Genomic DNA, 20989 nt, shown 5'->3' with positions numbered 1-20989 from the left:
TAGTTCGCATAGTGCAGTGCAAAGGTTCCCGGCGCGATCAGGCTTTTCCTGAAGGCCAGGCTGTCGTCCCTGTCCCTGCGAGGCTCGACCTCGCGCATTGGTACACCACACATATCGCCACTTATCCATAGGCAAGATGGCGCGCTCTTATTGCTAAAAATCCGCTGCGGTTGGCCTACGGCTCGCGTCACGGCAGGCTTGGCATCTGCAGCCAAAAGTCCAGACCGCTGGCGAGGCGCTATTGTTGCCAACAAGCCAGATGAGCTGGCATTCGTATTTGTACTTACTGACAGCAAGTCAGCTTTGCGCTATTGCCGCCATGGTACGCCGATGTGGCCGGTTCAAACATGAAAAAAGGATGCCGAAGCATCCTTTCCAATTGGTTTAGCCGTGTTTGCTCACGGGGAATGAGGACATCACTGCTGCGGGGCATAATCCGCGATGGTCTGGGTGGCCGGGAAATGCACCGTGAAGGTGCTGCCATGATCGGGCACGGAGGCGATGTCCAGCGTGGCATGGTGGCGCAGCAGCACATGGCGCACAATGGCCAGGCCCAGGCCGGTACCCTGAGTTTCGCGCGAGCGGCTCTTATCGACACGGTAGAAGCGCTCGGTCAGGCGCGAGATGTGTTCGGGGCTGATGCCGATGCCGGTATCCTGCACCGAGAAATGCGCGCCCTCTTCGTCGCTTTCCCAACGCAGCGTGATGGTGCCGCCTTCAGGGGTATAGCGCACGGCATTGGTGACCAGATTGGTGAAGGCACTACGCAGTTCGTCGGCACTGCCCTTCAGATCGGGGCCATCGACGATGAGCCGGATGTCGTGCTTGCCGGCCGACAGCGCCCGCCCTTCCTCGGCGATGCGCTCCAGCAAGGGCCGCACGCGCAGCACCTCCGAGCGCAGCGGATAGTCGATCGACTCCAGGCGGGTCAGCGTCAACATGTCGTCGATCAGGTTTTGCATACGCTGGCCCTGCTCGGTCATCAGCTTGAGGTGCGCGGTGCGGGTGGCATGATCGAGGTTGGGCTGGGCCAGGGCGATTTCGAGGAAGCCGTTGATGACGGTGAGCGGAGTGCGCAATTCATGCGAGGCATTGGCCACGAAGTCGCGTCGCATCATGTCGATACGTTGCGACTCTGTCACATCATGGGTGACCAGGATCTGCCGCCGGTTTTCGAAGGGGATGATCTGGATGATGAGCTTGCGTTCATGCAGGGCCAGCGTCAGCGGTTGCTCGTAGCGGCCCAGGATGATGTAGTCGATGAAGGCGGGATTACGGATCAGGTTGGTGACGCGCATCCCCTTGTCGCGGTCCAGCTTCAGGCCCAGGTGCTGTTGCGCCGAGGGGTTGCACCACTCCAGGAACAGCACGTCATCCATGATCACTACGCCATCTGGCAGCAGGCTCATGGCCTGGCGGAAGCGCGCCAGCCACTCGGTCAGCTCGGCCTGGTTCTTTTCATCGTCGCGATGCATCCGGTACAAGCGCGCATAGACATCGGTCCAGGCGCCCCAGCCATCGGGCAGGCGCGACTGGCCGGCATCATCCAGCCAGGTCGACAGCCGCAGCAGATAATGCAGGTGGGCGATCATCATCGCCCCCACCCCCAGCACCGCCGTCACCAGTCCGACGATGGGACCGAAGAAGAAACCGACGACTCCTGCGCCGCCCAGGCAAAGTACCAGGCGTAATACAGCAGGAATCCAGAACAATAGTTGTGGACTCATTGATTTGGCAGATAAATCTTGGAAACACCCGCTTAAGCGTATTTGTAATTGTCGCCTGATTATGGACGATATGGGCAGTGTTGCCTAACGCGGGCGAGGTCTTATCGGTTTTATTTGGTGGAGAGCATGTAGCCCACGCTGCGTACCGTCTTGATCAGGCACTCGGCATCGCGCAGGGCCTTGCGCAGGCGCAGCACATGGACATCCACGGTACGCTCTTCGATCACCACGTGGTCGCCCCAGACGCGGTCCAGCAACTGGCTGCGCGAGAACACGCGGTCGGGATGGGCGAGGAAGAACTTGAGCAGCTTGTATTCGGCATGACCGATATCGATGCGGGCGCCATCCAGGCTCACCGAGCAACTGGCCGGATCCAGCGTGATGGGGCCGGCCGACATCACTTCCTGCGCGTGTTCCGGGCTCTTGCGACGCAACAGCGCCTTGATGCGCGCGGTCAGTTCGCGTGGCGAGAACGGCTTGGTGATGTAGTCGTCGGCACCGTTGTCGAGGCCCGCGATCTTGTCTTCTTCCATGCTCTTGGCGGTGAGCATGATCACCGAAAGCTGCTGCAACTGGCGATCGGCGCGGATGCGCGAGAGCAGGTGCAGGCCGCTGCGGTCGGGTAGCATCCAGTCCAGCAGCACCAGTTGGGGCGCCCGATGCTGCACGAAGTCCCAGGCGGCAGCGGCATTGGAGACGACGAAGCTGGACCAGCCCGCCTCTTTCAAGGTGAAGGCAATCAGTTCGGCAATGGAGGGTTCGTCTTCGACGATGAGGATAGTAGTCATGATAGTGAGGCTTCTTAGCTGTATCGCGGGTCTCCCCTCCGCAATCCGGTGACAGGCGGCTCTTTCCCCGCCGCCACCGGTGCCGTCGTGCTTAGTCTTCTTCCTGGGCCGGCTTGGCCGCAGCGAAATCGGAATGGCGGATATCCTTGCCACCGACCACGTAGACCACGTATTCGGCGATGTTCTTGGCATGGTCGCCGATGCGTTCGATGGCCTTGGCCACCCACAGGGTATCGATGGAACCGGAGATGGTGCGCGCATCTTCCATCATGAAGGTGATCAAGCTGCGGGTGATGGAACGGAAGCCATGATCAATGCGTTCATCCTGCTTGATCAGCTCGGCCGCCTGCTGGTCATCCAGGCGGGCGAAGGCATCCAGGGCGCTGCGCAACTGGTCCATGGCCTGCTCGGCGATCAGGCTCACGGTCTCGTAGTGCGACACCAGGCCGATACCGCGCTTGTGCAGGTGGATCGCGGTACGCGCGATCTTGGTCGCCTCATCGCCCACGCGTTCCAGGTCGGTGATGATCTTGATGGTGGCCATGACGGTACGCAGGTCATTGGCGGTCGGCTGGCGACGCACGATCAGGTGGCTGCAAGCGTCATCGAGCTCGACTTCCAGGCGATTGACGGCTTCGTCATCCTTCATCACGCGATGGGCGACATCGAGATTACCGTTACGGAAAGCCGCAATCGCGTCCTGGAACTGGTGTTCCACCATGCCGCCCATGGCAAGCACCTTGGAGCGGATCTGCTCCAGATCCTGGTCATACTGTTTGGAGGAATGATCGCCGGTCATGTGACGCCCCTAAAAAGAAATTCTATAAATAATATATACGGTGCAATGACTACTCTGTGGAATCGTCGTATCGGCGTAGCGAGCGCTTCGAGTTCGCGTCGAGAAGCGCAGCCGTACTGGGGTACGGCGAGCATCGCAGACGCGAAATCGGAGCGCGCAGTAGCCGAGACGACGGTTCAGCCGAATCGGCCGGTGATGTAGTCTTGGGTTTCCTTGCGCACCGGATTCATGAAGATCTGGTCAGTCTCGCCAAACTCCACCAGCTCGCCCAGGTACATGTAGGCGGTGTAATCCGAGCAACGCGCCGCCTGTTGCATGTTGTGGGTCACGATGGCGATGGTGTAGTCGTTCTTCAACTCACCGATCAGTTCTTCCACCTTGGCCGTCGAGATCGGATCCAGCGCCGAGGTCGGCTCATCCAGCAGCAGCACTTCCGGCTTGACCGCCACGCCGCGTGCGATACACAGACGCTGTTGCTGACCGCCGGAGAGCGACAGGCCGCTCTTGTGCAGCTTGTCCTTGACTTCACCCCACAGGGCGGCCTTGTTGAGCGCCCATTCGACGCGCTCATCCATCTCGCCCTTGGGCAGGTTTTCATACAGACGGATACCGAAGGCGATGTTGTCGTAGACCGACATCGGGAACGGGGTCGGCTTCTGGAACACCATGCCGACCTTGGCGCGCAGCATGTTCAAGTCCTGGCCAGGTTCGAGGATGTTGTTGCCGGCATAGATGATCTTGCCTTCGGCGCGCTGCCCCGGATAGAGGTCATACATGCGGTTGAAGGTACGCAGCAGCGTGGACTTGCCGCAACCCGACGGGCCGATGAAGGCGGTCACTTTGCCTTCCCAGATGTTGAGGTTGATGTTCTTTAAGCCCTGGAATCCGCCGTAGTAGAAATTGAGTTGCGAAACTTCCAGCGTGGCCTTCAGGGCCGCAGCGGCATTGTGGGGTGCGGTCGAAGCGTGGCTTGCCATTTGATGAGCAGTAGTCATGTCGGTCACTTGGAGAATTAGCCGGGGATTTGTTGCTTGAACAGGGTACGCGAGAGCACGTTGAGCAGCAGCACGCTGAAAGTGATCAGCAAGGCGCCGCCCCATGCCAGCGAGACCCAGTTGTCATACGGGCTCATGGCGAACTGGTTGATCACCACCGGCAGGTTGGCAATCGGACGGTTCATGTTGGTGCTGAAGAACTGGTTGTTCAGGGCGGTAAAGAGCAGCGGTGCGGTCTCGCCCGAGATACGCGCCACCGCCAGCAGCACACCGGTCACCACACCCGCCTTGACCGCACGCAGACGCACGATGATGGCCACCTTCCAGCGCGGTGCGCCCAGCGCGAAGGCCGCTTCGCGCAGACCGCTGGGAACCAGCTTCAACATGTTGTCGGTGGTACGCACCACCACCGGAATGGCGATGAGCGAAATGGCGAAGGTACCAGCCCAACCCGAGAAGTGGTTCACGTTGGCCACGTAGATGGCGTAGATGAACAGACCGATCACGATCGAGGGTGCCGACAGCATGATGTCGGTGACGAAACGGGTGACCTGGGCCAGCTTGCTTTCCTCGCCGTATTCAGCCAGGTAGACACCGGCCAGGATGCCGATGGGGGTACTGATGAGGGTGCTGATACCGACCATCATCAGCGAACCGACGATGGGGTTCAACAGGCCGCCGCCGGCGTCGCCCGGACCGGGCGTGTTTTCGGTCAGCAGGCCCAGGTTCAGGGCGGCCACGCCCTTGAACACCAGGGTCAGCAGGATCCAGGCCAGCACGAACAGGCCCAGGCCCATGGCCAGGAAGGAGAACAGCATCCCCATGCGATGCTGCATCAGACGGCGGCGATAGACGGGATTGACGACTTGTGCGGTGGCAGCTTTTTCCACCAGTTGTACGGTCTGGCTCATTATTTGGCTCCTTCCTTGCGCGCCATGCCCATCAACATGATCTTGGCGGCGGACAGGACGATGAAGGTGATGACGAACAGGATCAGGCCCAGGGCAAACAGCGAAGAGACGTGCAGCTTGCTGGAGGCTTCGGCGATTTCGTTGGCCAGCGTGGAGGCAATCGAGTTACCGGCCGAGAACAGCGACCAGGACAGGCGGTGCGAGTTACCGATCACGAAGGTCACCGCCATGGTCTCGCCCAGTGCACGCCCCAGGCCCAGCATGACGCCACCGACCACACCGGTCTTGGTGTAGGGCAGCACCACCTTGCGCACCACTTCCCAGCGGGTGCAACCCAGGCCGTAGGCCGATTCCTTCAACACTGCAGGCACGACTTCGAAGACGTCGCGCATCACCGAAGAGATGAAGGGGATGATCATCACCGACAGGATCAGGCCGGCGGTGAGGATACCGATGCCCATGGTGGGGCCGGAGAACAGCACGCCGATGCCGGGGATCTGGCCCAGGGTGGACTTCAGGAAGGGCTGGCCGTATTCGGAGAACAGCGGCGCGAACACGAACAGACCCCACATGCCGTAGATGATGGAGGGCACGCCGGCCAGCAGTTCCACACAGGTGCCCAGCGGGCGACGCAGCTTGGCGGGGCAGATTTCGGTCAGGAACAGGGCGATGCCGAAGCTGACCGGGAAGGCGATCAGCAAGGCGATGATGGAGGTCGACAGGGTGCCGACGATGGCGATCATGGCGCCGAATTCGTTATTGGTCGGATCCCATTCGACGCGCGTAATGAAGCCGGGGCCGAAGGCCTGGAAGGCGGGCGCAGCGCCGATGATGAGGGAAACGATGATCCCACCCAGCATCAGCAGCACGGACAGGGCGAAGATCAGGGTGATCTTGTGGAAAAAGAAATCCTGCAGTCGCTGGCGGCGCATGACGGCCATCAACTTCTGGCGCGCAGCCTGCGCACTTTCAGTCTCTGTCGGGGATTTTTTGACTTCGGTATTCGACATTGCCGTGGTGGAATAATTAGCGCTCATTTGAATTCACCATTAAAACGGGCCATCGCCGCGAATGCTCTGTCATCAGAGTTGCTCGTTCTCGCTGCGATGGCCCGAATACTCCGGGGGGAGAGGCTTGCTTGGCCTGGAATTACCAGATGGCCTTGCCGCTGCTGTCCTTGACGTTGCTCTTCCAGGACTCTTCCACCAGCTTGGTGACTGAATCCGGCAGCGGCACGTAGTCCAGCTCGGCAGCGGTCTTGCCACCGTTCTTGTAGGCCCAGTCGAAGAACTTCAGGACTTCCTTGCCCTTGGCACCGTCGCCATCTTGTTGCTTGTGCAGCAGGATGAAGGTGGCGCTGGAGATCGGCCAGGATTCCTTGCCGGCAGCGTCGGTGAAGTCAACAGCGAAACCAGGGGTCTTGGCCCAGTCGCCGTGGGCGGTCGCGGCCTTGAAGGAGGTGTCGTCCGGGGAGACGAAGTTGCCATCCTTGTTCTTCAGCTGGGTGTAGTTCAGCTTGTTCTTCTTGACGTAGGCGTACTCGACGTAGCCGATGGCGCCCTTGACCTTCTGCACGTTGGCGGCAACGCCTTCGTTACCCTTGCCACCCACGCCGGTGGGCCACTTGACGGCGGTACCGGCACCGATCTTGGCCTTGAAGTCAGCGTTGGCCTTGGACAGGTAGGAGGTGAACACGTAGGAAGTGCCCGAAGCGTCCGAACGGTAGACCACGGTGATGTCTTCGTTAGGCAGCTTCACGCCCGGATTCAGGGCGGTGATTTCCGGTGCATTCCACTTGGTGATCTTGCCAGCGTAGATGTCGCCCAGGACTTGGCCCGACAGCTTGATCTGACCCGGGGTCACACCATCCAGGTTGACCACGGGGACCACGCCACCGACCACGGCGGGGAACTGGGTCAGACCGGCTTCAGCCAGTTCGCTTTGCGGCAGCGGCGCGTCGGAGGCGCCGAAATCGACGGTCTTGGCCTTGATCTGCTTGATACCACCACCCGAACCGATGGATTGGTAGTTCAGGCTGTTGCCGGTAGCGGCCTTGTACTGCTCAGCCCACTTGGCATAGACCGGGTACGGGAAGGAGGCGCCAGCGCCGGTGATTTCTGCTGCATGAACGGCAGCGCTGAAAGCGAAAGCGCCAGCCACTGCGATTGCAACAGACTTAATCAGATGGTTAAACCCCATTTCTGCTACTCCTATGATTTTGAAGAGAGGATCGTCACCGAGAAACATCACATCGGGAGGGATGACTTTCGAGACAGGGCGAACTTTAACCAGCTAATGTGACGAGTTTATGACCCGGCCTTGTCATCAAGACCAGCCTCAGCAACGCCCGTGACGAGCCGCAGCGTCTCACCCAAGGCCGCCCGAAAACCCGCGCCGCCAGGCGCTGTGCGGCTTTCCTGACAATTTGATGTCAGTGTTTCGGGGAGAATGCAGGGGTAGGGTTGCCGTAAAACAAATATGATTTTGTTATCACATAGACTTCTCTTATACTGCTTAAATGTGACAAAGCCACACAACTGTTGTCATAAACTCGTCATACCTCCTAAATACACTGCCCGCTCAAAGTGGATGGACAGGGACCATTGATGACCAGAAAAGCAAAGCCGGAAAGCAGTACCCAACCTGAACTTCCCGCCAATACGATTTACCTCAACCGCGAATTGTCGCAACTGGCGTTCAACCGCCGCGTGCTGGCCCAGGCCGAAGACGATAGTGTGCCGCTGCTGGAACGATTGCGTTATCTCTGCATCTGCAGCAGCAATCTCGACGAATTCTTTGAAGTGCGCATCGCCAGCCTGCTGGCCAACCGTATCGAAGGCGAGCACACCGATCCCCCCGAACTGCGCGCCGCGCTGGAACGCACCAGCGCCGAATGCCACCGCATCGTGGCGCGCCAGTATGAATTGCTCAACGAGGAAATCCTGCCGCAACTGGCCGCCAATGGCATCCACCTGCTGCGCCACGATGACCGCAACGAAGCCCAGCGGGCCTGGGTCAAGCAGTATTTCGAACAGCATGTGCGGCCGCTGTTGACGCCCATCGGCCTGGACCCGGCCCATCCTTTCCCGCAGGTCCACAACAAGAGCCTGAACTTCATCATCGAGCTCTCCGGCAAGGATGCCTTCGGGCGCGGCACGGGCATCGTCATCATCAAGGCCCCGCGCGTACTGCCGCGCGTGATCAAGCTGCCGGACCATCTCTCGGCCAAGGGCCAGTCTTCGTTCTGCCTGCTCTCTTCAGTGATCCATGCGCATATCGCCGACCTGTTCCCGGGGCGCGACATCATGGCCTATTCGCAATTCCGGGTCACCCGCAACAGCGACCTGTGGGTCGATGAAGAAGAGGTCAAGAACCTGCGCCAGGCGCTGGAGACCGAATTGCAAAGCCGCCAGTTCGGCGTGGCGGTGCGCCTGGAGGTGGCGGCCAATTGTCCCGAACACCTCTCGCAGTTCCTGCTGAACCAGTTCAACATCGAACACAACCGCCTGTATGCCGTGCAAGGGCCGGTCAACATGGTGCGCTTGGGCGAGATCGTCAACCTGGTCAACCAGCCCGAGTTGCGCTTCCCGCCCTTCTCCCCCACCCTGCCGCCGCAACTGGCCAGCGAAAACATCTTCGATGCCTTGGACAAGAAGGACGTGCTGCTGCACCACCCCTTCCAGTCCTTCCAACCGGTGGTCGACTTTATCCGCACCGCCGCGCATGATCCGCGGGTGCTGGCCATCAAGCAGACCATCTACCGCACCGGCATGAATTCGGACCTGATGGAAGCGTTGATCTACGCCGCCCAGCATGGCAAGGAAGTCACGGTGATCGTGGAACTGATGGCGCGCTTCGATGAAGAAGCCAACATCAACTGGGCGGTCAAGCTGGAGCAGGCCGGCGCCCAGGTGGTCTATGGCGTGGTGGGCCTGAAGACGCACGCCAAGCTGGCCCTGGTGATCCGCCACGATGAAGACCAGGGGCTGCGCTTCTATGCGCACTTGGGCACCGGCAACTACCACCCCAATACCACCAAGTTCTATACCGACTTTGGCCTGTTGACATCCAACCAGCAGCTCACCGCCGAAGTCAACGAAGTCTTCATCCACCTGACCAGCCTGACCAAGCCACGCAACCTCACGCAGCTGTGGCTGGCGCCGTTCTCGCTGCAGAAGGAAATCATCCGCGCCATCCGCAACGAGGGCCAGATCGCCCGAGAAGGGCGGCCGGCGCGCATCATCGCCAAGATGAATGCACTGCTGGATGAATCGGTGATCCGGGCGCTCTACGCGGCCTCGGCCGATGGCGTGAAGATCGACCTGATCGTGCGCGGCGCCTGCGCGCTGCGGCCGGGCGTGCCGGGGCTGTCAGACAACATCAAGGTGCGTTCCATCATCGGCCGCTATCTGGAACACTCGCGCATCTATTACTTCCGCAACGACCTGGCCCACGATGTCTACCTGGCCAGTGCCGACTGGATGAACCGCAACCTGTTCCGCCGCATCGAGGTGGCCTTCCCGGTGCTGGACAAGGCACTCAAGAAACGGGTCATTTCGGAAGGTCTCAATCCCTATCTGAAGGACAACACCAATTCCTGGCTGCTCGACGTCAATGGCGTCTACACCCTGAAGAAACCGCGCAACAAGCAGCAATGCTTCAACGCCCAGCAACACCTGATGAGCACGCTGGGCATTCCGGTGGCGCCCTCGGAAGAGTGAGATGGTGATGGCAAGTGCGCCGTACAGCAGGAGCAAGCCCCACGCTGATTTCCCCAAGGAGCTGAAATGGACCTGATTCTATGGCGCCACGCCGAAGCCGAACTGGGCGAGCCCGATGAGGGTCGCGCCCTGACCCCCAAGGGCCACAAGCAGGCGGCCAAGATGGCCGAATGGCTGGACCGCAACCTGCCGGAAAGCTGTCGCATCCTGGTCAGCCCGGCCACCCGTACCTTGCAGACGGTGGAAGCCTTGAAGCGCAAGTACAAGGTGGTGGCCGACCTGGCGCCCAATATGAGCGCCGCGGACTTGCTGCGCGCAGCCAACTGGCCCGACAGCCGCGAACCGGTGCTCATCGTCGGGCACCAGCCCACCCTGGGCCAGGTGGCCGCGCAACTGATCGCCGGCCAGCCGCAGGAATGGTCGCTGCGCAAGGCCAATGTCTGGTGGATCGCCCAGCGTGATCGCGGCGATGTGACCACCAACTATCTCAAGGCCGTGATCGCACCGGAATTGCTGGCCACCTCGGGCAAGCACTCGCCACGCTGAAGGCAGCCCCCCTGGCTCAGGTCTGCCGGACTTCTATATGAAGGAAAAAAATCGCCGCGCCCCCTGCTGGGGGCTGCGGCGATTTGCTGATTGCAGCCGATGAAGTTTCTTACCAGTGTGGCCCAGTCACTCAGAAGGTCTCCCAGTCGCCGTCATCGCCAACCGGCGTGGCACGCGAGGCTGGCTTGGCCGCAGGAGCAGCAGGGGGAGTCACAGGCGCTGCCGGCAGGGCCGCACGCTTGGTCAGCGGAGCGGCCTTGGGCGTGACGGGCTTGGCCGGCGTCACCGCCTTGGGCACCGGTCGCGGCGCTGCAGCCCGCGGCGGCACGGGCGCCGCCTCGACCGCACCCGGCTCCACGCGGAAGATCGCCACTTCCTGCATCAGGGCCTGAGCCTGTTGTTGCAGCGACTTGGCCGCCGCGCTGGCCTGTTCCACCAAGGCCGCATTCTGCTGGGTAGCTTCATCCATCTGCGTGACCGCGCGCGAGACCTGGTCGATGCCGGCACTCTGCTCGTTGGAAGCGGCCGAAATCTCGCTCATGATGTCGGTCACGCGTTGCACTGCCTGGATCACATCGCTCATGGTGTCACCAGCCTGGCCCACCAGTTCGGAACCGGCCTGCACCCGCTCCACCGAATGCATGATCAAGTCCTTGATCTCCTTGGCCGCACTGGAAGAACGCTGCGCCAGCGCCCGCACCTCGGTGGCGACCACCGCAAAGCCGCGTCCCTGTTCGCCGGCGCGGGCCGCTTCGACTGCGGCATTCAAGGCCAGGATATTGGTCTGGAAGGCGATGCCATCGATGATGCTGACGATATCGGTGATGCGCGACGAACTCTCGCGGATCTGTTCCATGGTCTGCACCACCTGCCCCACCACGACATTGCCATCGGCGGCGATGGTGGAGGCATTGACCGCCAGCGTGGTGGCCTGGCGGGCATTGTCGGCGTTGTGCTTCACGGTGCTGGTCAACTCTTCCATGCTGGAGGCGGTTTCTTCCAGCGAGGCCGCCTGCTGTTCGGTGCGGGCCGACAGGTCCAGGTTGCCGGAGGCGATCTCGCGGGTGGCCGTGGCAATGGCCTCACTGCCTCCCCGCACGGCGCGCACGGTGCGCGAGAGGCTTTCCTGCATCCGCGCCAGCCCCTGCAGCAACTGGCCCATTTCATTGCTGGAATGCACGTGCACCGGCTGGGTCAGGTCACCACTGGCGATGGCGTCGAAGTGGCGCAGGGCGCGCTGCATCGGCTCACCGATGGCGCGGCGCAGTGACCACCAACTGAAGCAGGCCAGCAGCAGGCCGACGATGATGGCGCTGATGGAAAAAATGCGCGAGGCCTCGTAACGCGCATTAGAAGCCGCCAGGCTCTGCACGGCCTGCTCGGTTTCATACTTGTTCAAGGCCTGGCCGTCGAGCTGCATGGCGCTGTAGGCCTGCCCCACTTTGCGGGCCTGGTCGGCAATGGCCTGACGCTCGCCGGACTTGATGGCCTGGGTGAATTTGTCCAGTTCCACCTGGGTCTTGGCAATACCATCCGAGACTTTCTTGACCAGCACCTTGCCCTCTTCGGTCTGTGGCAAGGCGGTGTACTTGTCCCACCACTGCAAGGCTTCCTTGCGGGCATTGGCTTCCATACCATACATGCGTTCGGTCCAGGCGGCATCCAGACTCATGGCGGCTTGGTCCAGCGAAGTGCGCTGGCGGCCAACCCAGATCAGCATGTTGTCGGCGGCCACGGTCTTGGGAAGACGCTCCTCTGACAACTGACGATTGATACTCACAGCTGCCGACATGCCCAGCAGGCCCGATACCCCCAGGGCCAGCAGCAGGATGGACAGCACAAGGAAGGCAATGGCGAGTTGCGCCCTGATGGAAAGATTCTTGAAGGACATTGAAGTGGTTCCGGTGGATGAAGGGAAGTTACCGCACATTCATACTCATGTACTCATTCCCAGGGGCGACACACTGGTCCGACTGGCGCGGTCGTGGCGGCCTACCGGACTGACCGGATGCGGTCGCAACGCCCCACTCTTCCCCCTGGCCGCACAGGTCACCATCCACCTCTTGCCGGAACGGTGGCCTGCTGCACTTGATATCGCTTTACGGCAACCCTGCAATTATCTTGAATTCCCACAAGACGTGCTTGCCCCCCTCAAAAAAGAGCGCCGCGACCTGGAAGGCGCGGCGCTCAAGAATTATTTATTTTTTATATTTAATTTCTGACTTAAGTTACCTTTAATGCGCTGGCAGCTCAGACCGGCCATTCAAAATTCCTCGAACTCTTCATCCCGAGCCAGCCTGGCCGGCTTGGCTGCCGCCGTCACCGCAGGCGGCGCATTGACGCTGCGAAGCGGTACCGGCACCGACACCGTCGGCACCTGCAGCACCGTCTTGAGCTTGAACACCGCCACCGCCTGGGCCAATACATCGGCCTGCTCCTGCAGGCTCACGGCGGCCGCCGCGGCTTGCTCCACCAGGGCTGCGTTCTGCTGGGTGATCTCATCGATCTGGGTGATCGCATGGTTGACCTCGGCGATGCCGGCGCTCTGCTCCTGGCTGGCGGCGGTGATCTCGCCCATGATGTCGGCCACCTGCTTGACCGAGGCGACGATCTCGCTCATGGTGGCGCCGGCTTCGTCGACCAGCTTGCCACCGGTATCGACCTTGTCCACCGAGTCGCTGATGAGTTGCTTGATTTCCTTGGCGGCAGCCGCGCTGCGCTGGGCCAGTGCCCGCACTTCAGAGGCCACCACCGCAAAGCCGCGCCCCTGTTCGCCGGCACGGGCCGCTTCCACGGCGGCATTCAAGGCCAGGATGTTGGTCTGGAAAGCGATGCCATCGATCACGCCGATGATGTCGACGATCTTGCCCGAGCTTTCCTTGATCGAGCCCATGGTAGTCACCACATCACCCACCACGCGTCCGCCCTTGGTAGCGTGGTCCGAGGCCGACAGCACCAACTGGTTGGCCTGCTGTGCATTGGCGGCGTTCTGCTGCACGGTGGAGGTGAGCTGCTCCATGGAACTGGCGGTTTCTTCCAGGCTGGAGGCTTGCGATTCGGTGCGATTGGACAAGTCGACGTTGCCGCGCGCGATTTCATGCGAGGCCACCGCGATGACGGCGGCGCTTTGCTTGACCTCGTTGAGGGTGGCCGCCAGGTTGGCCTGCATGGCATCGAGCGTATTGACCAGGTGCGCAGCTTCATCATGGCCCTGGGCCTGGGCGTGCTGGGTCAAGTCGCCGCGCGAAATGGTCTCGGCGATCTGGCCGGCGCGCTTCAGGGGCGTGACAATGGAGCGGGTGATGACGAAGGTGAAGAAACATCCCAGGCCCAGCGTCAGCACGCCCATGGCCAACATGCCGATCTGCGCCTTGCGGTAGCTGTCCCTGGCCTGGGCGTGGGCCTGCTGCATGTCTTCCTGCTGGAACGAGGCCAGTGCGGCCACGCTGCTCATCCACTTTTCGTGGGCCGGCAGGAAATCGCTCTTCAACTGCTGGGCGGCATCGAAGTAATTGTTGCTGCCCACCTGCTGGCGGATCTGCCCGACCAGCGGGAACAACTTCTTGCCCTCGCCGCTGGTGGCCAGCAGCAGTTCCTTGCCGCGACCGCCGGGGGACAGGTCGGTGAGCTGCTTTTCATAGCCCGCATAGGCTTGCAGGATCTTACCCAGGTGCGCATCCTCGGTCTTGCCTTCGGCCGCATCGGTGGGCGTGACCACCTTGCGCAAGGCCAGCGCCAGCGCGCTGCCGGCTTCGCGCATGTTCAAGGCGGCGGTCATGGCGGTGACCTTCTTTTCGATCACGTATTCGTTGCTGGCTTCCAGCTCGGCCATGCGCCACAGCCCGATGACCAGGATCGCGGTGGCCAGCGTCAGGATGAGGAAAAATCCGAACGCCAGGCGGCTGCCGATCTTCAAGTGTTGCATCATGGGAGTGTCTTCCTTGTCACGCCAAGGCGCGTCCTGAGGGGGGACGACGGGCCGTGCGGTGGCGCATCTTAGAAGAGATGCACACAGGCAATCCAATGCTTTGTCAGCATGTCTTCATGTGTGTATTGCATAGTTGAAAGAAAGGCCACAGCCCTTCTGCCAACGACGGGGCTCAAGTCAACGCCAGACGCCCCTCCCGAGTGTCACTGACGGCGGCGTGCGGCTGGCTGACGGCCTGCGGCTGCCGCGGCTGGTGGGCCGCGTCCTCCTGGATGCGGAATACGCTGACCGCATCCCACAGCAGTTCGGCCTGCTGCTGCAGGCTCTCGGCGGCGGCGGCGGCTTCTTCGACCAGGGCGGCATTCTGCTGGGTGATGCCTTCCATCTGCGCGATGGCGTCGTTGACCTGGCTGATGCCATTGCTCTGTTCTTCACTGGCCTGGGTGATTTCGCTCATGATGCCGGCTACCTGGCGCACCGAGCCGACGATCTCATGCATGGTGGCGCCGGCTTCATCGACCAGTTGACCACCGGTCTCCACCCGCTCCACCGAGTCGCTGATGAGTTGTTTGATTTCCTTGGCGGCACCGGCGCTGCGCTGGGCCAGCGAACGCACTTCGGAGGCCACCACGGCGAAACCGCGCCCCTGCTCGCCGGCACGGGCCGCTTCCACTGCGGCATTCAAGGCCAGGATATTGGTCTGGAAGGCGATGCCATCAATGACGCTGATGATATCGACGATGCGGCGCGAGCTATCCCGGATCTGCGCCATGGTATCGACCACGTTGCCCACCACTTGCCCACCACGTTCGGCCAGTTGCGAGGCCGAACTGGCCAGCTGGTCGGCCTGGCGCGCGCTGTGGGCATTGTTCTGCACGGTGGAGGTCAGTTGCTCCATGGCGCTGGCCGTCTCTTCCAGGCTCGACGCCTGGGATTCGGTACGCCGCGAGAGGTCGGCATTGCCGGTGGCGATCTCGCGTGAGGCGTGCTGGATCACTTCGATGCTGGTACGCACGCGACCGACGATACCGCCCAGGCTGTGCGTCATGTCATTGAGCGACCCCAGCAACTGGGCCGATTCATCGCGCCCCTGCACGGTGGCCCGCGCAGTCAGGTCGTAGTTGGCCACGCGCCCGGCCATGGCCACCGAGGCCTGCACCGGTACGCTCACCGAGCGCGTGATCATCACGCCCAGCCAGGCCACCAGCGCCGCCAACAGCAGCACCGCACCCAACACGCTCAACTGCTGCCGGCGCAGGTCGGCGTTCTGCGCATCGAGCTGCGCGGCCAGGGCTTCGGTGACGGCACGGGTGGCCTTGAACTGTTCATCGATGGCCGCCGTGAAGCGCTTGAAATAGTCATCGGGAGAGAAGCTCATTTCCTGCGGCAGCAAGATCTTTTCGCGGGTGAGCTGGATCACTTCATTGCCCATGCGGTCGGCCTGCTGGAAAGTGCTGCCCAATTGCGTGCCCAGGTGCGGGTTGGCCGCCACGCCCTTGCTGAAGGATTTCTTGGCGGCATTGAGGCGCTCCTGGGCGCGTTCCAGCATGGCCACCAGTTCCAGCCGATCTTCCATCTTCAATTCTTTCTTGAGCAGAAGACTGGCGCCACGGGCGCGCGCGCGGCCCAGGTCTTCGGTCAGCGCCGGCATGGAAATGAAGGCGGCATTGATGAGTTGAGTACTGTCGAAGTCGGGGTCCACGGTGTAGTGGTAATAGTCCAGCATCCGCTCGTTGAGGTCGAACAAGGCAGCGATGGCTGCGCTGTGGGCGGCGAAGCTCTCCGGCGGGGTGATTGCCTTGGCGGCCACGGCGTCGCGCACCTTGTTCCAGGTCTCGACCAGCTTGTTGAAGCTACCCAGGGCCTGGGGATCATCGCGCCCCATCGGGGCCAGTCCCTCACCCAATGCCTGCAAGGCCTGGTCGACCTCGGCGGCCTTGGCCTGACGCGGGCCGGCCATGTCGGCGGCACCGTTGAGCATGACGGCCGACATGCCGCGATGCTGCTGCATCAGTTGTACGCTGCGCAAGAGCCTGCGCACCGGCTCCACGCCGGCGATTTCATCTTGCTTGAGCTTGATGGTGTGGGACGTGCTGCCGTAGTAGAGGGCCGTGGGCACTCCGAACAGAATCAGTCCCAGTACGCCCAGCAAAGCGAATTTCTGCCATAGCTTCAGGTTGGCAAGCAGTCTTGTCATGATGGATTTTCCCCCAGGTTGCAGATGGTCGGCCGAACGGCTCGACCAGGCGCCGTTGCGGCGCTCATTGATTTTCACTCAGGGGAGATGATGCCACGGACACTAGCGCCGATTGTGCAAATAAAACCAGCTGTCCTGATTTTTGTCAGAAATCCTCTCGGCGGTAGCCCGCTTGTGGCTTTTCGCCACCTGAACAGTAACAGCAAATTACCCGTCAGCAAGCTTTACCTGGACGTTTCGCGTACCGGATTGATGGCAGTGGCCTGGCCCGGCTGCTTGTGACGCGCCAGGTGCAGATGCTGCAGGAACTGCTGGGTGGCCGACTCCCAGGAGCGGGTGGCGGCATGGGCGCGCACGGCTTCATTGTCCAGCTTCAGGGCTTGCAGGCAGGCTTGCTTGAGGTCCTGGCGCAGGATGCCGGAGACGCCATTGTCGACCACATCGATGGGCCCCTCGACCGGATAGGCGGCCACCGGAATGCCACAGGCCATGGCTTCCAGCAGCACCAGGCCGAAGGTATCGGTCTTGCTGGGGAAGACGAAGACGTCGGCGCAGTTGTAGTAGGCCGGCAATTCGTCATGCCCCTTGGCGCCCAGGAAGCGCACTTCGGGATAGCGCGTGGACAGGTCTTCGAACTGCGGGCCGTCGCCCACCACCCACTTGGTGCCGGGCAGGTCGAGCTGGAGGAAGGCTTCGATATTCTTTTCCACCGCCACCCGCCCTACGTAGAGGAACAGCGGACGTTCGATGCAGGCATGGTCTTCCACCGCCGGGCGGAAGTGATTGGTATCGACGCCACGGCCCCACAGTACGACATTGCGGAAGCCCTCTTCTTCCAGCGCCGTCTTCATCGCCGGGGTGGGCACCATGATGGCTTCGGAGCGGCCATGGAACCAGCGCAGCAGACGATAGGTGATGGCCTTGGGCAAGAGCTTGCGGGCGGCCAGGTATTCCGGGAAGCGGGTGTGATAGGCAGTCGTGAAATTGAGCTTGTGACGCAGGCAGTAGCGCCGCGCGGCCAAGCCCATCGGGCCTTCGGTGGCGATGTGGATGCAGTCCGGCTGGAACGCTTCGAGGGCGGCAGCGATGCGGGCGTAGGGCTTGTAGGCCAGCCGGATTTCCGGGTAGGTCGGACAGGCGAAGGTGCGGAAGTCGCGCGGTGACAGCAGCAGCACTTCGTGGCCGAAACCGCGCAGGCAGCGCACGGTGGAGCGCAAGGTGTTGACGACGCCGTTGACTTGCGGCTCTCCGGCGTCGCTGATGATGGCAATGCGCATAAATCGTATCGACAATAGGTCTTGAGGTGGCTGACTGGATGCCAGGTTGGCAGCGGTTGACAATGGTCAAGCCGGCGCCAGTTCCCGGGCAGCCTGGCGGGCTTCCTTGCCAGCGCGTTTGAGTTGCATGATTTCCTGCCAGGACACCAGGCGCAGTTCGCCATTGGGCTCTTCCACCAGCGCCGACAGGCTCTCGACCCAGTCGCCATCGTTGCAGTAGACCACGCCGCCGATGTCGCGGATCTCGGGCTTGTGGATATGGCCGCAGATGACGCCGTCCAGGCCCTTCTTCTTGGCTTCCTCGGCCAGGGCATCTTCGAAAGAGGTGATGTAGTTCACCGCGTTCTTGACCTTGGACTTGAGGTACTGCGACAGCGACCAGTAAGGCAGGCCGGCCCGGGCACGCCAGCTGTTGAACCACTGGTTGAACTTGAGGATCATGGTGTAGAGCGAGTCACCCACATAGGCCAGCCACTTGGCGCAGGCGATGACGCCGTCGAAACGGTCGCCATGCAAGACCAGCATACGCTTGCCTTCGGCGGTGACGTGCACCAGTTCGTCACGGATCTTGATACCGCCGAAATCGAGGTCGATGAACTGGCGGATCACTTCATCGTGGTTGCCGGGCACGAAGATGACATTGGTGCCCTTCTTGGCCTTCTTCAAGACCGTCTGCACCACGTTGTTGTGGCTCTGGTCCCAGTACCAGCGACGCTTCAGTTGCCAGCCGTCGATGATGTCGCCCACCAGGTAGAGCGTCTCGGATTCGGTGGCGCGCAGAAATTCCAACAGTCGCTCGGCCTGGCAGCCGGTGGTGCCCAGGTGGATGTCGGAAATCCAGATGGTGCGAAAGCGCAGCGGATCGCGCTTGGATTCGTCATCATGCTGGTCGCCCTCGGCCCCCAGGTCGGCGAACAGCCCCTGGGCTTTTTCCATGAACTGTTCGCGTGGCTTCATGCGGTCCTCGACTCTTTGAGGTAATGACGGGCGTAGCGGCTGTCGAGCTTGGAGAGCGGCAGCAGCAGGAAGAAATCAGCCGAGTGGAAATCAGGATCCCAGGCCGGTTCGCCGCACACCCAGGCACCGCTGCGCAGGTAGCCGCGCAACAGCGGCGGGATCTGCGGATCGACGCCGGCCTGGCGGTCTTCCAGCGGGAAGGGCAACAGCGGCGCGACGCGGTAGTCGGGCGGGGCCATGTTCTTTTCGCGGAAGGCGTGATAGAGCGCGGCGGCATTGTGGCCACCATCGGCCAGGCTGACGCTGGCGCAACCCATCAGGTATTCGCAGCGTTCCTTGCGCATGTAAGCGGCCAGGCCCGCCCACAGCATCATGATCACGCCGCCGCTGCGGTAGTCCGGGTGGATGCAGGCGCGACCGGCTTCGGCGATGACGCCGCGGATGTTGTCCAGGCGCGAGAGATCGAATTCCTGTTCCGAGTAGAACTTGCCCATGCGGCGCGCGCCGTGCGGGCTCAGTACGCGATAGGTGCCCACCACCGAGAGGGTCTTGCTGTCGCGCACGATGAGGTGGTCGCAGTAGTCGTCGAACTCATCCTTGTCCAGGCCTTCGGGATTGGCCAGGGCCGACAGGTTCATCGCTTCGATGAAGACCTTGTAGCGCAGGCGCTGCACTTCGCGCACTTCTTCCGGGGTGCTGGCCAGGCTCAGGTTGAGCTTGGCAAAACTCGGATTGGCATCGGCAGGAATGGTAAGCAGTCTCATGCATTGTCCTTTATGGTGATGTGTGAAGGGGACCTTGGACTGCCAGAGCCAAGGTCAAATCCACCAACATAAGCGACCTCAACTGGCTACAATCCGATACCCCTTCAGATTTGCGGTTGTTTCCGAAAGAAAACGAAACTTCAATTCAAAAATTTCGAGAAACAACCGATGTCCCCGGGATAACGTTGCACAGACTACCCAGCGATTGTTTCACCCACATGACCTCTGCGGCCGTTTTGGCAGTGCAGCAACAACCATCCGCCCAGCGTTACAATGGCATGACAAAGCGGCATCAGGAGACTGCAAGATGCACGCGCGAGGGTAAGGAAAGAGGGTGCAAACCCGAGGAATCTTTCGATGCGCACTTCATCGAAACCATGGATCGATGGCCGCCGGCAGTGATCGTGCGCAAGGGCACCGGGCCTGTTGGCAGCTATGCTTTGCAATGTCCGTCAACTCGAAACATAAAGGAAGATCATGCTACTCAAGGATAAAGTCGCTCTCATTACCGGTTCGGCCAGCGGCATCGGCAAGGAAATCGCGGTCGAATATGCCAAACAGGGCGCCAAGGTCGTCATCGCCGACCTGGCCCTGGAAGCGGCCAAGGCGACCGCCGAAGAGATCGTCAAGAATGGCGGCACCGCCATGGCCGTGGCCATGAACGTCACCGATGAAACTCAGGTCGACAAGGGCGTGGCCGATGCCGTGAACACCTATGGCGGCCTGGACATCATGATCAGCAATGCCGGCATCCAGATCATCAGCCCGGTGGCCGAGTTGTCGCTGGAGAACTGGCGCAAGATGCTGGCCATCCACCTGGACGGCGCCTTCCTGACCACGCGCGCAGCGATGAAGGCGATGATCAAGCAGGGTCGTGGCGGCTCCATCATCTACATGGGTTCGGTCCACTCGCACCTGGCTTCGCCCTTGAAGGCGCCCTATGTCACGGCCAAGCATGGCCTCTTGGGCCTGGCCAAGACGGTGGCCAAGGAAGGCGCCAAGGACCACATCCGCACCAACGTCATCTGTCCCGGCTTCGTGCGCACCCCGCTGGTGGAAAAGCAGATCCCCGAGCAGGCCAAGGAATTCGGCATCAGCGAAGAAGACGTCATCAAGAAGATCATGCTGAAGGACACCGTCGACGGCGAATTCACCACCACCCAGGACGTGGCCCAGACCGCCGTGTTCCTGGCCGCCTTCCCGACCAATGCCCTGACCGGTCAGTCGGTGGTGGTCAGCCACGGCTGGCACATGCAATAAGCACTGACGCCCCTTCCAGGCAAGCCGCCATGGTGCAGACCTGGCGGCTTTTTGCTGGCCCGCACTGGCCGAGCCATTTCGACCTTTAATCCGGCTTTAATCCCCCCTTGAGCCAGCAT

General features: G+C 61.5%; 17 protein-coding genes. 4 read left to right on the top strand and 13 right to left on the bottom strand.

Annotated elements, in window-relative coordinates:
- Positions 1 to 416: 416 nt before the first annotated feature.
- The 7 genes from phoR to pstS all read right to left on the bottom strand — a co-directional run bounded on the left by phoR (position 417) and on the right by pstS (position 7419).
- Positions 417 to 1727 carry a phosphate regulon sensor histidine kinase PhoR gene (phoR, locus tag RC54_RS05755; RefSeq protein ID WP_058894560.1) on the bottom strand — a complete coding sequence of 437 codons (1311 nt, stop codon included), beginning with the start codon at positions 1725 to 1727 and terminating at the stop codon, positions 417 to 419.
- Positions 1728 to 1837: 110 nt separating this feature from the next.
- The gene (locus RC54_RS05750) at positions 1838 to 2515 is read right to left on the bottom strand and encodes a response regulator (protein ID WP_058894559.1); all 678 of its coding nucleotides are present in this window, start codon (positions 2513 to 2515) and stop codon (positions 1838 to 1840) included.
- 91 nt (positions 2516 to 2606) lie between these two features.
- Positions 2607 to 3314: a phosphate signaling complex protein PhoU gene (gene phoU, locus RC54_RS05745; RefSeq protein ID WP_058894558.1), complete on the bottom strand. Its 708-nt coding sequence runs from the start codon at positions 3312 to 3314 to the stop codon at positions 2607 to 2609.
- Positions 3315 to 3490: 176 nt separating this feature from the next.
- The gene (pstB, locus tag RC54_RS05740) at positions 3491 to 4291 is read right to left on the bottom strand and encodes a phosphate ABC transporter ATP-binding protein PstB (RefSeq protein WP_020480179.1); all 801 of its coding nucleotides are present in this window, start codon (positions 4289 to 4291) and stop codon (positions 3491 to 3493) included.
- Between the two features lie 35 nt (positions 4292 to 4326).
- On the bottom strand, positions 4327 to 5220 hold the full coding sequence (gene pstA / locus RC54_RS05735) for a phosphate ABC transporter permease PstA (RefSeq protein WP_017455459.1): 894 nt from the start codon (positions 5218 to 5220) through the stop codon (positions 4327 to 4329).
- On the bottom strand, positions 5220 to 6230 hold the full coding sequence (gene pstC, locus RC54_RS05730; RefSeq protein WP_058894557.1) for a phosphate ABC transporter permease subunit PstC: 1011 nt from the start codon (positions 6228 to 6230) through the stop codon (positions 5220 to 5222). Before pstC ends, pstA begins: the two co-directional genes overlap by 1 nt.
- Positions 6231 to 6369: 139 nt before the next feature.
- A complete protein-coding gene (gene pstS, locus RC54_RS05725) occupies positions 6370 to 7419 on the bottom strand; it encodes a phosphate ABC transporter substrate-binding protein PstS (RefSeq protein WP_058894556.1) in 1050 nt (349 codons plus the stop codon).
- A 407-nt stretch (positions 7420 to 7826) separates the two neighbouring features.
- Between pstS and ppk1 the strand changes: the two genes are divergently transcribed.
- Positions 7827 to 9941 carry a polyphosphate kinase 1 gene (ppk1, locus tag RC54_RS05720; RefSeq protein ID WP_058894555.1) on the top strand — a complete coding sequence of 705 codons (2115 nt, stop codon included), beginning with the start codon at positions 7827 to 7829 and terminating at the stop codon, positions 9939 to 9941.
- 66 nt (positions 9942 to 10007) lie between these two features.
- The gene (gene sixA / locus RC54_RS05715; RefSeq protein WP_061790201.1) at positions 10008 to 10487 is read left to right on the top strand and encodes a phosphohistidine phosphatase SixA; all 480 of its coding nucleotides are present in this window, start codon (positions 10008 to 10010) and stop codon (positions 10485 to 10487) included.
- 130 nt (positions 10488 to 10617) lie between these two features.
- Here sixA and RC54_RS05710 read toward each other — a convergent pair whose 3' ends face one another.
- Positions 10618 to 12378: a methyl-accepting chemotaxis protein gene (locus tag RC54_RS05710; protein ID WP_061790202.1), complete on the bottom strand. Its 1761-nt coding sequence runs from the start codon at positions 12376 to 12378 to the stop codon at positions 10618 to 10620.
- Here RC54_RS05710 and RC54_RS05705 point away from each other — a divergent pair.
- Positions 12368 to 12709 carry a hypothetical protein gene (locus RC54_RS05705; protein WP_061790203.1) on the top strand — a complete coding sequence of 114 codons (342 nt, stop codon included), beginning with the start codon at positions 12368 to 12370 and terminating at the stop codon, positions 12707 to 12709. The two genes, RC54_RS05710 and RC54_RS05705, sit on opposite strands and share 11 nt — an antisense overlap.
- A gap of 41 nt (positions 12710 to 12750) precedes the next feature.
- On the opposite strand, the gene RC54_RS05700 is transcribed toward RC54_RS05705, so the two are convergent.
- The 5 genes from RC54_RS05700 to RC54_RS05680 form a co-directional block, all read right to left on the bottom strand.
- On the bottom strand, positions 12751 to 14415 hold the full coding sequence (locus tag RC54_RS05700; protein WP_061790204.1) for a methyl-accepting chemotaxis protein: 1665 nt from the start codon (positions 14413 to 14415) through the stop codon (positions 12751 to 12753).
- Positions 14416 to 14587: 172 nt separating this feature from the next.
- The gene (locus RC54_RS05695; protein WP_231738991.1) at positions 14588 to 16612 is read right to left on the bottom strand and encodes a methyl-accepting chemotaxis protein; all 2025 of its coding nucleotides are present in this window, start codon (positions 16610 to 16612) and stop codon (positions 14588 to 14590) included.
- A gap of 224 nt (positions 16613 to 16836) precedes the next feature.
- Positions 16837 to 17889 carry a glycosyltransferase family 4 protein gene (locus RC54_RS05690; RefSeq protein WP_058894549.1) on the bottom strand — a complete coding sequence of 351 codons (1053 nt, stop codon included), beginning with the start codon at positions 17887 to 17889 and terminating at the stop codon, positions 16837 to 16839.
- 66 nt (positions 17890 to 17955) lie between these two features.
- Entirely contained in the window at positions 17956 to 18846 is an 891-nt protein-coding gene (locus RC54_RS05685) for a UDP-2,3-diacylglucosamine diphosphatase (RefSeq protein ID WP_017453127.1), read from the bottom strand.
- Positions 18843 to 19610 (bottom strand): GNAT family N-acetyltransferase, encoded by a 768-nt coding sequence (locus RC54_RS05680; RefSeq protein ID WP_017453126.1) that lies wholly within the window; start codon positions 19608 to 19610, stop codon positions 18843 to 18845. Before RC54_RS05680 ends, RC54_RS05685 begins: the two co-directional genes overlap by 4 nt.
- Before the next feature lie 477 nt (positions 19611 to 20087).
- Here RC54_RS05680 and RC54_RS05675 point away from each other — a divergent pair, with 477 nt between their 5' ends.
- Complete coding sequence (locus RC54_RS05675; RefSeq protein ID WP_017453125.1) at positions 20088 to 20870, top strand: 3-hydroxybutyrate dehydrogenase; 783 nt, start codon at positions 20088 to 20090, stop codon at positions 20868 to 20870.
- Positions 20871 to 20989 lie beyond the last annotated feature (119 nt).

It is taken from the genome of Herbaspirillum rubrisubalbicans (genome assembly GCF_003719195.1).
Taxonomy (GTDB): Bacteria; Pseudomonadota; Gammaproteobacteria; order Burkholderiales; family Burkholderiaceae_D; genus Herbaspirillum; species Herbaspirillum rubrisubalbicans.
Note: the sequence above shows the minus strand (reverse complement) of the source record. Positions and strands in the feature narration are given on the sequence as shown.